Raw genomic sequence first — 13,888 nt, 5'->3', positions numbered from 1 at the left:
TCGCAATGTTATAACAAGTTGTCGAGTGGTTGCCAGTGTGCTTGGCGGCAGCCTGTTGCCGTGGGAGCATGGGCTATCGGATGATCTGAAGGAGAGGCCTGTGCGTATTCGTGGACATATTGGTGACTGGCCGGTGGACCTGACACTCGAACTTGATCCGGCCGAGTGGGCGCAGTTGGGTGGGCATCTGGAACGTGCTCTGCCCGCGACTCCGCCTACCGAAGCCAGTGTGTCGAGCGTGCGTCCGGATGATGTGCAGTGGCAAGCGGCGCTGACCTTGTTGCGTCAGGCCGGGCAGCTCAATGGGCCGGCGTTGTTGGAAGGCTTGGCTGCGCTTGCTGGCAGTACGGCGGCCGGCAAGCGACTGCTGGTGCGCTTGCGCCACAGTGCACAGGTGAAGGTTGAAAGCGGGGCGGATGCGCCGGTGTATCGCTGGCTTGAATGAGCGTCCGGCGCCTGCCGCGTGTGCAGGCGCCGGCGATAGGCTGCTTAGTACAGCGCTGCAAACAGTTTGCGTCGATAGGTACCCACCAGCGGGTGATCATTGCCGAGCAGGTCGAACACCTGCAGCAATGTCTTGTGCGGCAGGCCACCGTCATAGCCACGGTTGCGCACGAACAGTTTCAGCAGTGCCTCTAGCGCCGCTTCGTATTGCTGGCGTGACAGTTGGTGAATCGCCAGCTGGTAAAGCGCTTCATCATCCTCTGCATTCTGCGCCAGGCGTGTCTTGAGGGTGGCGGCGTCAGGCAAGTCCACCACTTGCCGCAGGAAGGTCAACTGGGCTTTGGCGCCTGCCAGTGCGGCCTTGTGCTCATCGCTTTTCACGGCATCGAGGACGGTCTGGGCTTCGCCCAGCTCACCGCGTTCTGCCAGGCAGCGGGCGTAGAGAATCAGTGCACCGGCATTGCTGTTGTCTTCAGTGAGCAGTGCCTTGAGGGTGGCCTCGGCTTCACCAAAGCGCCCTTCAGAAAACAGTGCCTGAGCCAGCACCATAGGGTCGGCGGCTGGTGGCGGCGGCATTTGAACATGAGGCTCGAGCAGCGCTCGGATTGCCGACTCGGGCTGGGCACCCGCGAAGCCATCAACCGGTTGACCATCCTTGAACAGCACTACGGTCGGCAGGCTGCGGATACCGAAGCGTGCAACGATATCCTGTTCGATGTCACAGTTGACCTTGGCCAGCAGCAGCTCGCCTTGGTAGCTCTCCGTGATTTGTGCAAGCAGCGGCATCAGCGCTTTGCACGGCGCACACCATTCGGCCCAGAAATCCACCAGCACCGGTTTGTGATGGGAGTTGGCGATCACCAGCTGATCGAAGTTGGCAGCGCTGGCGTCGAAAATGTACGGCGTTTCTTGACTCATCGCGACTCTCGCAAATCCTTGAATGGCAGCACTATAAAGGCTGTCGGCTGGCGTGGTACAGGCTGACCCGGCGGAATTCGTGAGGCTCGGCCAGGTCCGGCAGGGTCAGGGCTTCGAGGACGCCCAGTGATTGATACAGCGGGTGGCTGAAGTCGCGCACGCGGGAGTCGGCCACCAAGGCTTCACGGCCACGGCTGAGGAATTCGTCGAGCAGCGGCAGGTTGGCCCGGTCATAGAGTACGTCGGCGACCAGAATCAGGTCGAAGCGGTCGGCTTCGGCAAAAAAGTCCGTGGAGTAGTTCAGGTTCACCCCGTTCAGTTCGGCATTGGCCCGGCATGCGTCCAGCGCCAGAGGGTCGAGGTCGCAGGCCACCACTTCAAGGGCGCCGGCCTTGGCCGCTGCAATACCCGCAACGCCAGAGCCTGCGCCGAAGTCGAGCACGCGCTTGCCTTCAACCCACTCCGGTCGCTCACACAAAAAGCGCGCCATGGCCAGGCCGCTGGCCCAGCAAAAGCTCCAATATGGCGGCTCATGGAGGATGCGTCGGGTCTCTTCGGGGCTGAAGGCGCGGTCCATGTTGTCCGCATCGATCAGCCAGAGCCTCAGGTCACTGCCCGGCAGGTGGCTGGCGACCAGTCGCGCATCGCCGAGCAGTTCACTCAATGCCCCTTGCAGTGATGACGGTGCTGCCGTCATGGCGCCTTCTCAAAACGCAGCGGCCCAGTGGCCTGGGTGGTTGCCTGGGTAACCCGCAGTGCCGGCAAGTGCAGGATCAGTTGCCCTGACTGACTGGCCCGACCGCGCAGTTCAACACGTGCTCCACTGGGGAAGGCTTCCGGGTTGAAGCGTAAATGAAAGGGCAGTGCCTGACCGTTACCTGCGAGTGAGCTGCTGGCCAGCAAGCGCTGCGGACGACCGCGTTCGTCAATGACCAGCAACGCCAGCTCAACATCGGCGTTGGCCGGTATGCCCAGCAGGGTGCCGCTGAGTTCGCGCTGATAGGCCGGCAGAGGGCCGGGGGCCGCAGGTGACGTGCTGGTGGTTGGGGAGGTGTCTGTCTGCGTCTGTTTGGGCGCATCGCTACTGCAGGCGACGAGCAGGCCGACAAAACTGAGCAGAATGAGTGCTCGAAAGCGCATGAAGAGGTTCCTTGAGGACGTTTCCTCACTGGATGGTAAACCCTTTGGCTTGTCTTGCCAGTGAGATGCGCTACCATGGCCCTCCCTTTTTTTGTTGCCTGCCACCATGCACTGTCCCTTCTGCGGTGCCAACGACACCAAAGTCATCGACTCGCGACTGGTCGCCGAGGGTGAGCAAGTGCGCCGTCGGCGCGAATGCGTCGCCTGCGGTGAACGCTTTACCACCTTTGAAACCGCCGAATTGGTCCTGCCTCGCTTGATCAAGCAGGATGGCAGCCGACAGCCGTTCGATGAAGACAAGCTGCGCGCCGGTATGCAACGTGCGCTGGAGAAGCGCCCGGTCAGCGTCGAGCGACTGGAAGCGGCACTGGCGCATATCAAGCACAAGCTGCGGGCAACCGGCGAGCGTGAGGTCAAGTCGCTGGTCGTGGGCGAATTGGTGATGGCCGAGCTGCAGAAACTCGATGAGGTCGCCTACATCCGTTTCGCCTCGGTTTACCGACGCTTCCAGGACCTCGATGAATTCCGTGAAGAGATTGACCGTCTGGCCCGAGAGCCGGCTAAAGAGTGATCATGCCCACTGAACGCGCTGTGCTGGATGCTCACTACATGGCCCGCGCCCTGGAACTGGCGCGCAAGGGGCTGTACTCAACCCACCCTAATCCTCGCGTCGGCTGCGTGATTGTGCGTGATGGTCAGGTGGTGGGTGAAGGCTGGCATGTTCGTGCCGGTGAACCGCATGCTGAGGTTCATGCATTGCGCCAGGCGGGCGAACTGGCCCGTGGCGCCTGCGCCTATGTCACCCTTGAGCCGTGCAGCCATCATGGCCGCACGCCGCCTTGCGCCGAAGCGCTGGTCAACGCCGGTGTGGCGCGGGTTGTTGCGGCCATGCAGGACCCCAATCCACAGGTTGCCGGTCAAGGCCTGAAGCGCTTGGCCGATGCCGGTATTGACGTGTCCAGCGGGGTGCTTGAGGCCGAGGCACGCGCGTTGAACCCGGGCTTTCTCAAGCGTATGGAACATGGCCTGCCTTATGTGCGGGTCAAACTGGCGATGAGCCTTGATGGCCGCACCGCCATGGCCAGTGGCGAGAGCCAGTGGATTACCGGGCCTGCCGCACGCTCGGCCGTTCAACGTTTGCGTGCGCGTTCCAGTGTGGTGCTGACCAGCGCTGAAAGCGTGATCGCGGACAATGCCCGGATGACTGTGCGTGGCGAAGAACTGGGGCTGGATGCGGAAAATACCGCCTTGGCGCTGGCTCGCCCGCCGCTGCGGGTGCTGATCGATGGGCGTTTGCGCCTGCCGTTGGAGGCCGCGTTCTATCAGGCCGGTCCTGCGCTGGTGGCGACTGCCGCCGCGCACGATGAGCGCTATGCTCAGGCGGGCCTGGAGCTGCTGCGACTGCCCACTCAGGAGGGGCGGGTCGACTTGCGTGCATTGCTGCGTGAGCTGGCTGCCCGGGGCGTCAATGAGGTGCTGGTCGAGGCCGGCCCGGGGCTTGCTGGGGCATTTGCGCAGTCTGGGCTGGTGGACGAGTATCAACTGTTCATTGCCGGCAAGTTCCTCGGCTCCAGCGCCAGGCCGCTGCTTGATTGGCCGCTGGCCCGCATGAGCGAGGCGCCGGCGCTGAAAATCACTGAAATGCGAGCGGTTGGCGATGACTGGCGAGTCACCGCGATCCCTGTGCCGACGTCCGGCGTATAATTTTCGGCTTGCGCCACGCGCGGCCCGTTCTCGAGGAGGACTCATGTTCACAGGCATTATCGAATCTATCGGCAGCATTCGCTCGTTGACCCCAAAAGGTGGCGATGTGCGGGTTTATGTCGAAACCGGCAAGCTGGACCTGGGCGATGTGAAACTTGGCGACAGCATTGCGGTGAATGGCGTCTGCCTGACGGCAGTCGAGCTGCCTGGCGACGGCTTCTGGGCCGATGTCAGCCGCGAAACCCTGGACTGCACTGCCTTCTCCGACCTCAAGAGCGGCAGCCGGGTCAACCTGGAAAAAGCCCTGACGCCGACCACCCGATTGGGCGGTCATCTGGTCAGCGGCCACGTCGACGGTGTCGGCGAAATCATATCGCGTAGCGATAACGCTCGCGCCATCCAGTTCCGTGTTCGTGCGCCAAAGGAACTGGCCAAGTACGTTGCGCACAAGGGGTCGATTACCGTCGACGGCACCAGCCTGACGGTGAACGCCGTCGATGGCGCCGAGTTCGAGCTGACAATCGTGCCCCACACCCTGGCCGAAACCATCATGGCCGACTACCGCGCTGGTCGTCGGGTCAACCTTGAGGTCGACCTGCTGGCCCGCTACCTGGAGCGTCTGTTGCTCGGCGACAAAGCCGCCGAGTCGACCAAGGGCAGCGGTATCACTGAAAGTTTCCTGGCCGCCAACGGCTACCTGAAATCCTGAATGAGAAGGGGGTGCCGCGTGGCGCTCAACAGCATCGAAGAACTGGTTGAAGACATCCGCCAGGGCAAAATGGTCATCCTGATGGATGACGAAGATCGCGAGAACGAAGGCGACCTGATCATGGCCGCCGAGGCCTGCAAGGCTGAGCACATCAACTTCATGGCCAAGCATGCCAGGGGCCTGATCTGCATGCCGATGTCGCGCGAGCGCTGTGAACTGCTCAAGTTGCCGTTGATGGCACCGCGCAACGGTTCGGGCTTTGGCACCAAGTTCACGGTCTCGATCGAGGCTGCCGAAGGTGTCACTACCGGTATCTCCGCTGCTGACCGTGCGCGTACCGTTCAGGCTGCCGCCGCGCGTGATGCCAAGGCCGAAGACATCGTCAGCCCAGGCCATATCTTCCCGCTGATGGCGCAAGCCGGCGGTACGCTGGCCCGCGCAGGCCATACCGAGGCTGCGTGTGATCTGGCGCGCATGGCCGGTTTTGAGCCAAGTGGCGTGATCTGCGAGGTCATGAATGACGACGGCACCATGTCCCGTCGCCCGGAGCTGGAAGCGTTTGCCGCCGAGCACGGCATCAAGATCGGCACCATCGCCGACCTGATTCACTACCGGATGATCCACGAACGTACCATTCAGCGGATTTCCGAGCAGCCGCTGGACAGCGAATTGGGCCAATTCAACCTGGTTACCTACCGTGACTCGGTCGAGGGTGATGTGCACCTGGCACTGACCCTGGGCAATATCTGCGCAGAAGAACCGACCCTGGTTCGGGTTCACAACATGGACCCGCTGCGTGACCTGCTGATGGTCAAGCAGCCCGGCCGCTGGAGCCTGCGTGCCGCAATGAGCGCGGTGGCAGAGGCGGGCAGTGGTGTTGTGTTGTTGCTCGGCCACCCGTTGGACGGTGACGTGCTGTTGGCGCATATCCGTGAGACCGCCGACAGCGCTCAGGTGAAAACCCCGACAACCTACAGCACCGTCGGTGCGGGTTCGCAGATTCTCCGTGACCTCGGCGTACGCAAAATGCGCCTGATGAGTTCGCCGATGAAATTTAATGCGATATCCGGATTCGATCTGGAAGTTGTAGAATACGTGCCCTCCGAATAAAGCAGGCGTTTGTTGCACTGCGTGTTCGTGACCAAACCTCCCACAGGCCGCGTCGGTGCGGCCTGGCTCTTTAAGATGAGAATCCCGGAATGACTCTGAAGACCATTGAAGGTACCTTCATCGCCCCCAAAGGTCGCTATGCTTTGGTGGTTGGCCGCTTCAACAGCTTCGTCGTCGAAAGCCTGGTGAGCGGTGCCGTTGATGCCCTGGTTCGCCATGGCGTCAGCGAAAGCGACATCACCATCATCCGTGCCCCGGGTGCGTTCGAGATCCCGCTGGTTGCACAGAAAGTCGCCCAGCAAAGTGAATACGCGGCCATCATCGCCCTGGGCGCGGTGATCCGTGGCGGCACTCCGCATTTCGAATACGTGGCAGGCGAGTGCACCAAGGGCCTGGCCCAGGTGTCCATGGAGTTCGGCGTACCGGTGTCCTTCGGTGTATTGACTGTCGATTCGATCGAACAGGCCATCGAGCGCTCCGGCACCAAGGCCGGCAACAAGGGCGCTGAAGCAGCCCTGTCCGCCCTGGAAATGGTCAGCCTGCTGGCGCAGTTGGAGGCCAAGTGATTAGCGACGAAAGCGATCGTTTCAACCCGCGCGATCCAAAACCTGCGGATGCTGGCAAACCATCGAAAAGCGCCAAGCGTCGCGAAGCCCGTCAGCTCGCGACCCAGGCCCTGTATCAGTGGCACATGGCCAAGCAGTCGCTGAACGAGATCGAAGCGCAGTTCCGGGTCGATAACGATTTCAGCGATGTCGACGGCGCCTACTTCCGGGAGATCCTGCACGGGGTTCCGGTCATGAAGGAAGAGATCGACAAGGCCCTGGCTCCGTGCCTGGACCTGCCACTGGAAGAACTCGACCCGGTAGAGCTGGCTGTGCTGCGGCTGTCGACCTGGGAGTTCATCAAGCGGGTCGACGTGCCGTTTCGCGTTGTGATCAACGAAGGTGTTGAGCTGGCCAAGGTCTTCGGTGCCACCGATGGCCACAAGTTCGTCAACGGTGTGCTCGACAAGCTGGCTCCACGGCTTCGTGAAGCCGAAGTACGGGCATACAAGCGCTGATCTCGGCGCTGCTGGCCAATGGGTGAGTTCGAGCTGATCCGTCACTACTTCGCCGCCGCACCGTGTGCGCAAGGTGGCGAAGGAGTTGCCTTGGGCATCGGTGACGACTGTGCCCTGCTGGCCTTGCCAGCGGGCGAACAGTTGGCGGTGTCTACCGACACGCTGGTTGTCGGTGTGCATTTCCCGCACAACAGTGACCCGTTCCTGCTCGGCCAGCGTTCGCTGGCCGTTGCCGCCAGTGACCTGGCGGCGATGGGCGCTACCCCCCTCGCGTTTACCCTTGCCCTGACCCTGCCGGACACGTCGGCGGACTGGTTGCGCGCTTACGCAGAAGGCCTCAATCAGATGGCCAGGCAGTGCAACCTGAGCCTGGTCGGTGGCGATACCACCCGTGGCCCCTTGAGCCTGACCATGACCGTGTTTGGCCGGGTGCCTGCCGGGCAGGCGCTGACCCGCGCCGGTGCGCAACCAGGCGACCTGGTGTGTGTGGGGGGTGAACTGGGCAACGCTGCTGGCGCGCTGCCGCTGGTGCTTGCGGAACGTCAAGCCGAGCCGTCGCTGGCGGCACCGCTGCTGGCGCACTACTGGTCGCCAGCACCGCAGTTGGCACTCGGCCAGGCGTTACGCGGCAAGGCGTCCTCGGCGCTGGATATCTCCGACGGCTTGCTGGCTGACTGTGGGCATATCGCCAAAGCCTCTGGCGTGGCGCTGCATTTGCAGGTGGACTCGCTACCGATGAGCCAGGCATTACGCGGCTTTTTGGGGCTGGAGGGTGCGCGTCACGCCGCATTGACCGGTGGCGACGATTATGTGCTGGCCTTCACGCTTCCCGATGCCGAACTCCCGGGGCTGCTGGCCGACGGCTGGCCGATTCACGTGGTTGGCAGGGTCGAGGTTGGCTCCGGTGTCAGCCTGTACGATCGGGAAGGGCGCAACATCACCCCGGCTGTTCGGGGCTATCAACACTTTAGCGATTAGGGAGACACCGTGACCGATCACCGTAATCAGGTGAAGCCTGTTCCGCCTTCGGTCTGGAGCAACCCTTGGCATTTCATGGCATTCGGCTTCGGCTCGGGTACTTTGCCGAAGGCGCCGGGGACCTGGGGGTCTCTGGTTGCCTTGCCGTTCATGCCCTTGTGGCAAATGCTGCCAGACTGGGGTTACTGGCTGATGCTGGGCCTGACCATGCTGTTTGGTTTCTGGCTGTGCGGCAAGGTTGCCAGCGATTTACGTGTGCACGACCATGAGGGTATCGTCTGGGACGAGATGGTGGGGATGTGGATTACCCTGTGGCTGGTGCCGCAAGGCTGGCAATGGTTGTTGGTCGGGTTCTTGGTATTCCGCTTCTTTGACATACTCAAGCCCTGGCCGATCAGTTGGCTTGATCGGCATGTGCATGGAGGTGTCGGCATCATGATTGACGATGTGCTTGCCGGTGTATTCGCCTGGCTGACGATGCAAGGGCTAGTATGGAGCTTTACCTAAGGAGATAGGGCGATGCAAGGATGCCGATGGTTGCTACTGGTCCTGCTTTTGGCAGGAGGTGTGACGTGGGCAGCAGAGCCCTTGCCGAAAAAGCCTTTGCACGCTCGTTTGGCCAGCGAGGTGTGGCTCGACTACACCAATGCCGACGGCACAGGCCTGGCCTGGGAGCTGCTGCGCAAGGTTTTTGAGCCCGTAGGTGTCAAGGTCAAGACGGCGAGCGTGCCTTACAGTCGCGCCATCGGCTTGGTAAAGCGTGGCGAAGCAGATGCCTGGGTCGGCTCTTATCATGAGGAAAGCGCCGATAATATCTACCCGCGCTGGCACTTTGACCAAGACCATATCTATGCCCTGGGGTTGGCCAGTCGGCCGGTACCTACCCAGGAAACGCTGGGTCAGTTCCAATTGGCTTGGGTGCGTGGTTACGATTTCAACAGTTACCTGCCCTATGTTGACCGTTACCGCGAGGTTCAGCGGCGTGAGGGCATTCTGCCGATGCTTGAGTATGGTCGCGTCGATTTCTACATCGATGCCCTGACCGAGGTCGACTATGTGTTGTCGCAGGCGCAGAATCCGTCGGCATTTCGGCGTACCCACCTGGCTGAACTGCCGTTGTACCTGGCATTTGCCAAAACCCCGGAAGGCCGTGCCCTCAAGGAAATTTTCGATCAGCGCATGGATGAGCTGGTGCCAAGTGGCCAGTTGCGCGAGATATTCACGCGCTGGAAGCAGCCGTATCCGTTCTAGGTTGCCCTCAGATCGGCAAGGCGCATCGAACTTTTCGATATGTCTGCACAAAAATTCAGCATAAGCACCGGTGCCACGCTGCTGTTACAATCCAGTCCACGTCAAATATTCACGTTATTTCAGGAGCACAAGGTGCCCGTCGTTTTCGTTGCTGCCTCCAAGCTGCCTACACCCTTTGCCACCTTCACCATGCATGGTTTTCTCGATGAGGCCACCGGTCGCGAGCACGTGGTGCTCAGTCTGGGTGATGTGGCCGACGGCGCGCCGGTACTGGGACGCCTGCACTCCGAGTGCCTGACGGGCGATGCGCTGTTCAGCCAGCGCTGCGATTGCGGTTCGCAGCTGGAAGCGGCGCTGCAGGCGATCGCTCATGAAGGGCGCGGTGTATTGCTGTACTTGCGTCAGGAAGGTCGCGGCATTGGTCTGTTGAACAAGATTCGCGCCTACGAGCTGCAGGATGGCGGTGCCGATACGGTTGAAGCCAATGAACGTCTGGGTTTTGCTGCCGATCAGCGTGACTACGCCATGTGCCTGCCGATGCTTGAGCACCTGGGCGTGAAGTCGCTGCGCCTGATGACCAATAATCCGCGCAAGGTGAAAGCCCTCACTGCGATGGGTATCGCGGTGGCTGAGCGAGTGCCGTTGCATACCGGCCACAACCCGCACAATAAACACTACCTGGCCACCAAGGCCGGCAAGCTTGGCCACATGATGGGCAACGAGCATCAGGGTGAGGTTGGTCGGGCGTGACCCGGGCTCAGGTTCGTCGCCGTCTCAGCATTGCCTGGTGGCAGCATCTGCTGATCGCATTGGCGCCGTTGTTTGTCTTCAATTGGGCGTTCGGTGATCGTGAAGCGTTGCTGCCAATCCTCGCCATGCCGATGTTCATCGCCAGTGTTTCTTCGATGTTCCTCAGCCTGCCGCGCTTTGGCGCTTACAAGCACGGGCTGATTGCAATGGAGAAGGCGCTGAACAGCGAGGCGGAGCCTGCGGCCTGGATTGAGCTGGCGCGCGTACGTCGGGTGGCCATGCTCTATGCCTGCTTGCCGGCCTGGCTTGCGGCTGTGTCGGTATTCGTTGGCTTGGAGGCCGTGCCGCAGATTCTGTTGGCGGTCTCAAGCGTGGTCGTGCTCTACCTCTACCGTATTCCGCGTCAGCTCGGCTGATAGGTCGGCAGGCCTATTGTCGTCATGGCCGCTCCTTGCGGAGCCGACCATGACGATAGGGGGTCAGAGGCCCAACAACTGCAGGCGCTGACGTACTGCTGCTTCGATTCCCGCTGCATCCAGACCACATTCAGCAAGCATCTGTGCCGGTTTGGCGTGCTCGACATAAATGTCAGGCAGGCCCAGGTGCAGGATCGGCTTGATCAGGTTCTCGCGGGCCAGGAATTCACCGACAGCCGCACCGGCGCCGCCCATGATGGCGTTCTCTTCGATGGTCACCAGCAGCTCGTGCTGGCCAGCCATCTCGCGTACCAACGCTTCATCCAGCGGTTTGACGAAACGCATGTCAACCACGGTGGCATCGAGCTGTTCGGCAACCTTTAGTGCTTCGGCCAACTGAACACCAAAGACCAGCAAGGCGACGGTGCGGCCTTGGCGGCGTACTACGCCCTTGCCGATTTCGAGGGGTTCAAGGTCGTTTTCAATCGGCGTATTCGGGCCGGTGCCGCGCGGGTAGCGCACCGCTGCCGGGCCGTTGTACAGGTGACCGGTGCTGAGCATTTTGCGCAGTTCGTTCTCGTCGCTCGGGGTCATCACCAGCATGCCGGGGATGCAGCGCAGGAACGACAGGTCAAAGCTGCCCGCATGGGTCGGGCCGTCTTCGCCGACCAGGCCGGCGCGGTCGATGGCAAACAAGACGTCGAGGTTCTGTACCGCAACGTCATGGATCAGTTGATCATAGGCGCGCTGCAGGAAGGTCGAGTAGATCGCCACCACGGGCTTGGCGCCTTCGCACGCCATGCCGGCGGCGAGGGTGACAGCGTGTTGCTCGGCGATGGCCACATCGAAGTAGCGCGCCGGGAAACGTTCGCTGAAGGCCACCAGGTCCGAGCCTTCCTTCATGGCTGGGGTGATGCCAACCAGGCGCGGGTCAGCCGCAGCCATGTCGCACAGCCACTGGCCGAATACCGCCGAATACTTCGGCCCGCTTGCTTTCTTCGGCGCAGCAGCCGGTGCATCGACCGGCTCAAGCTTGGTAATTGCGTGATAACCGATCGGGTCGACTTCGGCCGGCCTGAAGCCTTTGCCTTTCTTGGTGACCACATGCAGGAACTGTGGCCCCTTGAGGTCGCGCATGTTGCGCAGGGTGGCAATCAGGGTCGGCAGGTCGTGGCCGTCAATCGGGCCGATATAGTTCCAGCCGAGTTCCTCGAACAGGGTGCCGGGTACCAGCATGCCCTTGGCATACTCTTCGGTGCGGCGAGCGATTTCCCAGGCGCCGGGCAGGCGTGAAAGCACTTTTTTACTGCCTTCGCGCATGCTGGCGTAGGTGCGGCTGGAGAGAATCTTGGCCAGGTAGTTGGACAGGCCACCGACATTGCGTGAAATCGACATGTCGTTGTCGTTGAGAATCACCAGCATGTCAGCGTTGACTTCCTGCGCATGGTTGAGCGCTTCGAAAGCCATGCCGGCGGTCAGTGCACCGTCGCCGATCACCGCAATGGACTTGCGCGCCTCGTTCTGCAGGCGAGCGGCGATGGCCATGCCCAGTGCGGCACTGATCGAGGTGCTTGAGTGGCCGACGCCAAAGGTGTCGTACTCGCTCTCGGAGCGACGTGGGAAGGCCGCAATACCGTCCTTCTGGCGCAGGGTATTCATGCGCTTGCGTCGACCCGTGAGGATCTTGTGCGGGTAGGCCTGATGGCCCACGTCCCACACCAGCCGGTCATCCGGGGTGTCGAAGACGTAGTGCAGGGCGATCGTCAGCTCGATGACGCCCAGGCCGGCACCGAAATGCCCGCCGGTCTGGCCAACGGTATAGAGCAGCTCCTGGCGCAGTTCGTCGGCCAGGCTCTCCAGATCGGCTTCAGCCAGCCGGCGCAGGCCAGCGGGCGTATCAGCACGGTCGAGCAGCGGCGTGACCGGGCGTTCGCGGGGAATCTCTTGAAACGTCGTGGGCATCAGGCGAATCATTATAGGTGTGAAGAGGCGGCAGTTTACCTTATTGCGGTGATGGCTGCCCATGGCATGGTGCTTCTGCGACACCTGTGCATCGTCTTTCGCGGGAGCCGGTCCTGCCAGCGATATGTCTTACCGCTGCCAAGGCCGGCGCCTACGTGAAGTGCACTCAGTTCTTGCGTTCTACGATGTAACGGGCCAGATCGCGCAGTGGTTCGGCCGCGCCGTCGAAGGCTTCCAGCGCCTGCAGTGCTTGATCGCGCAGTTCCAGCGCGTAGGCTTTGGCGGCATCCAGGCCGAGCAGCGCCGGATAGGTCGGCTTGTCGCGGGCGATATCCGCGCCTTGGCGTTTGCCGAGTGTGGCCGTGTCGCTTTCGACGTCGAGGATGTCATCCTGTACCTGAAATGCCAGGCCGATTGCCTGAGCGTAGCGTTGCAGGGCCTCCAGTTCGGTGTTGCCCGCACGGGCGCTGGCGAGAGCACCCAGGCGCACGCTGGCTTCGATCAGGGCGCCGGTCTTGTGCCGGTGCATGAATTCCAGCGCTTGCTGGTCAAGCTTCAGGCCCACTGAGCCCAGGTCGATGGCCTGGCCACCGACCATCCCGGCCGGGCCGGCAGCCAAGGCCAGCGTCTGGACCATGGTCAGGCGGTTGCTGTCGCTTTGCGGGCTCAGGCGCGGGTCGAGCAAGGCGCTGAAGGCCAGGCTTTGCAGGCCATCGCCTGCAAGGATCGCGCAGGCCTCGTCGAAGGCTTTATGGGTGGTTGGCTGGCCACGGCGCAGGTCGTCGTCGTCCATGGCCGGCAGGTCATCGTGAACCAGTGAGTAGGCATGGATCAGTTCAACCGCACAGGCCGCGCCGTTAGCCTGTTCGGCTGGCGCCCCCAAGGCTTCGCAGGCGGCATAAGCGAGCAGCGGGCGGACCCGTTTGCCACCGTTCATGACGCTATAGCGCATGGCGGCGTAGAGGCGGGTGAGTTCGGCCGAAGGGGCGACAAACAACTGTTCCAGCGCCGCATCGACACGGGCCTGGCAGGTGGCTTGGTAGCGGGCGATCATTCCGGCTGCTCTGCGCTGAAGGGTTCGGCGGCCAACTCACCATCGCGCTCGAGGAGGATCTGCACTTTCTGCTCGGCCTGTGCCAGGGCGCCCTGGCAGTCACGGGTCAGACGGATACCTTGCTCGAAGGCGGTCAGCGAGTCTTCCAGCGACAGTTCGCCGTTCTCCAGGCGTTCGACCAGGGCTTGCAGGTCGGCGAGGGATTGCTCGAAATCAACGGCGGCTTTTTTCCGGGCCATGGCGGCTGTCTCTGTGGCGGTTTAAACGGCGCGACACTAGCAGAGCGGGGCAGGGGGAGCAAATCAGTGCCGATGATCTTTCGTCGCATTCTGTTGCATAAAGCCTTTGTTCACTATCTTGCTTTTTCTGTGAGCCCGTCATTGTGAGGG

General features: G+C 61.9%; 18 protein-coding genes. 12 read left to right on the top strand and 6 right to left on the bottom strand.

What is annotated here, in order from left to right; genetic code table 11:
- Positions 1-100: 100 nt before the first annotated feature.
- Complete coding sequence (locus CS390_RS21800; RefSeq protein WP_099775946.1) at positions 101-445, top strand: hypothetical protein; 345 nt, start codon at positions 101-103, stop codon at positions 443-445.
- Between the two features lie 44 nt (positions 446-489).
- Here the strand turns inward: CS390_RS21800 and trxA are convergent, their stop codons facing one another.
- The 3 genes from trxA to CS390_RS21785 are packed head-to-tail and all read right to left on the bottom strand — an operon-like array spanning position 490 to position 2,502.
- Positions 490-1,362 (bottom strand): thioredoxin, encoded by an 873-nt coding sequence (gene trxA, locus CS390_RS21795; protein WP_099775944.1) that lies wholly within the window; start codon positions 1,360-1,362, stop codon positions 490-492.
- Positions 1,363-1,393: 31 nt separating this feature from the next.
- Positions 1,394-2,059 (bottom strand): methyltransferase, encoded by a 666-nt coding sequence (locus CS390_RS21790; protein ID WP_065759173.1) that lies wholly within the window; start codon positions 2,057-2,059, stop codon positions 1,394-1,396.
- On the bottom strand, positions 2,056-2,502 hold the full coding sequence (locus CS390_RS21785) for a YbaY family lipoprotein (protein ID WP_065759172.1): 447 nt from the start codon (positions 2,500-2,502) through the stop codon (positions 2,056-2,058). The genes CS390_RS21790 and CS390_RS21785 overlap by 4 nt, the downstream gene beginning before the upstream one ends.
- A gap of 106 nt (positions 2,503-2,608) precedes the next feature.
- On the opposite strand from CS390_RS21785, the gene nrdR reads away from it, so the two are divergent.
- The 11 genes from nrdR (at position 2,609) to CS390_RS21730 (ending at position 10,483) form a co-directional block, all read left to right on the top strand.
- The gene (gene nrdR / locus CS390_RS21780; protein ID WP_065759210.1) at positions 2,609-3,073 is read left to right on the top strand and encodes a transcriptional regulator NrdR; all 465 of its coding nucleotides are present in this window, start codon (positions 2,609-2,611) and stop codon (positions 3,071-3,073) included.
- Positions 3,074-3,075: 2 nt separating this feature from the next.
- Entirely contained in the window at positions 3,076-4,206 is a 1,131-nt protein-coding gene (ribD, locus tag CS390_RS21775; RefSeq protein WP_099775942.1) for a bifunctional diaminohydroxyphosphoribosylaminopyrimidine deaminase/5-amino-6-(5-phosphoribosylamino)uracil reductase RibD, read from the top strand.
- Between the two features lie 43 nt (positions 4,207-4,249).
- On the top strand, positions 4,250-4,915 hold the full coding sequence (locus CS390_RS21770) for a riboflavin synthase (RefSeq protein WP_065759170.1): 666 nt from the start codon (positions 4,250-4,252) through the stop codon (positions 4,913-4,915).
- Between the two features lie 18 nt (positions 4,916-4,933).
- On the top strand, positions 4,934-6,025 hold the full coding sequence (ribBA, locus tag CS390_RS21765) for a bifunctional 3,4-dihydroxy-2-butanone-4-phosphate synthase/GTP cyclohydrolase II (protein ID WP_065759169.1): 1,092 nt from the start codon (positions 4,934-4,936) through the stop codon (positions 6,023-6,025).
- An 89-nt stretch (positions 6,026-6,114) separates the two neighbouring features.
- Entirely contained in the window at positions 6,115-6,591 is a 477-nt protein-coding gene (gene ribE / locus CS390_RS21760) for a 6,7-dimethyl-8-ribityllumazine synthase (RefSeq protein ID WP_065759168.1), read from the top strand.
- On the top strand, positions 6,588-7,088 hold the full coding sequence (gene nusB / locus CS390_RS21755) for a transcription antitermination factor NusB (RefSeq protein WP_065759167.1): 501 nt from the start codon (positions 6,588-6,590) through the stop codon (positions 7,086-7,088). Before ribE ends, nusB begins: the two co-directional genes overlap by 4 nt.
- Positions 7,089-7,106: 18 nt before the next feature.
- Positions 7,107-8,066 (top strand): thiamine-phosphate kinase, encoded by a 960-nt coding sequence (thiL, locus tag CS390_RS21750; protein WP_099775940.1) that lies wholly within the window; start codon positions 7,107-7,109, stop codon positions 8,064-8,066.
- A gap of 9 nt (positions 8,067-8,075) precedes the next feature.
- Positions 8,076-8,573: a phosphatidylglycerophosphatase A gene (locus tag CS390_RS21745; protein WP_065759165.1), complete on the top strand. Its 498-nt coding sequence runs from the start codon at positions 8,076-8,078 to the stop codon at positions 8,571-8,573.
- 12 nt (positions 8,574-8,585) lie between these two features.
- Entirely contained in the window at positions 8,586-9,317 is a 732-nt protein-coding gene (locus tag CS390_RS21740) for an ABC transporter substrate-binding protein (RefSeq protein WP_065759164.1), read from the top strand.
- Between the two features lie 132 nt (positions 9,318-9,449).
- Positions 9,450-10,067: a GTP cyclohydrolase II gene (gene ribA / locus CS390_RS21735; RefSeq protein ID WP_065759163.1), complete on the top strand. Its 618-nt coding sequence runs from the start codon at positions 9,450-9,452 to the stop codon at positions 10,065-10,067.
- On the top strand, positions 10,064-10,483 hold the full coding sequence (locus CS390_RS21730) for an MFS transporter (RefSeq protein WP_065759162.1): 420 nt from the start codon (positions 10,064-10,066) through the stop codon (positions 10,481-10,483). The genes ribA and CS390_RS21730 overlap by 4 nt, the downstream gene beginning before the upstream one ends.
- Positions 10,484-10,546: 63 nt before the next feature.
- On the opposite strand, the gene dxs is transcribed toward CS390_RS21730, so the two are convergent.
- The 3 genes from dxs to CS390_RS21715 all read right to left on the bottom strand — a co-directional run bounded on the left by dxs (position 10,547) and on the right by CS390_RS21715 (position 13,738).
- Positions 10,547-12,445 carry a 1-deoxy-D-xylulose-5-phosphate synthase gene (gene dxs / locus CS390_RS21725; RefSeq protein WP_099776799.1) on the bottom strand — a complete coding sequence of 633 codons (1,899 nt, stop codon included), beginning with the start codon at positions 12,443-12,445 and terminating at the stop codon, positions 10,547-10,549.
- A gap of 166 nt (positions 12,446-12,611) precedes the next feature.
- Entirely contained in the window at positions 12,612-13,499 is an 888-nt protein-coding gene (ispA, locus tag CS390_RS21720; protein ID WP_065759160.1) for a (2E,6E)-farnesyl diphosphate synthase, read from the bottom strand.
- Positions 13,496-13,738, bottom strand: a complete 243-nt coding sequence (locus CS390_RS21715) for an exodeoxyribonuclease VII small subunit (protein ID WP_065759159.1) — start codon at positions 13,736-13,738, stop codon at positions 13,496-13,498. Before CS390_RS21715 ends, ispA begins: the two co-directional genes overlap by 4 nt.
- Positions 13,739-13,888 lie beyond the last annotated feature (150 nt).

The sequence above is a fragment of the Pseudomonas sp. HLS-6 genome (assembly GCF_002753995.1).
In the GTDB taxonomy this organism is placed as follows: Bacteria; Pseudomonadota; Gammaproteobacteria; order Pseudomonadales; family Pseudomonadaceae; genus Aquipseudomonas; species Aquipseudomonas defluvii.
This window is presented reverse-complemented; position numbering and strand designations above follow the sequence as displayed.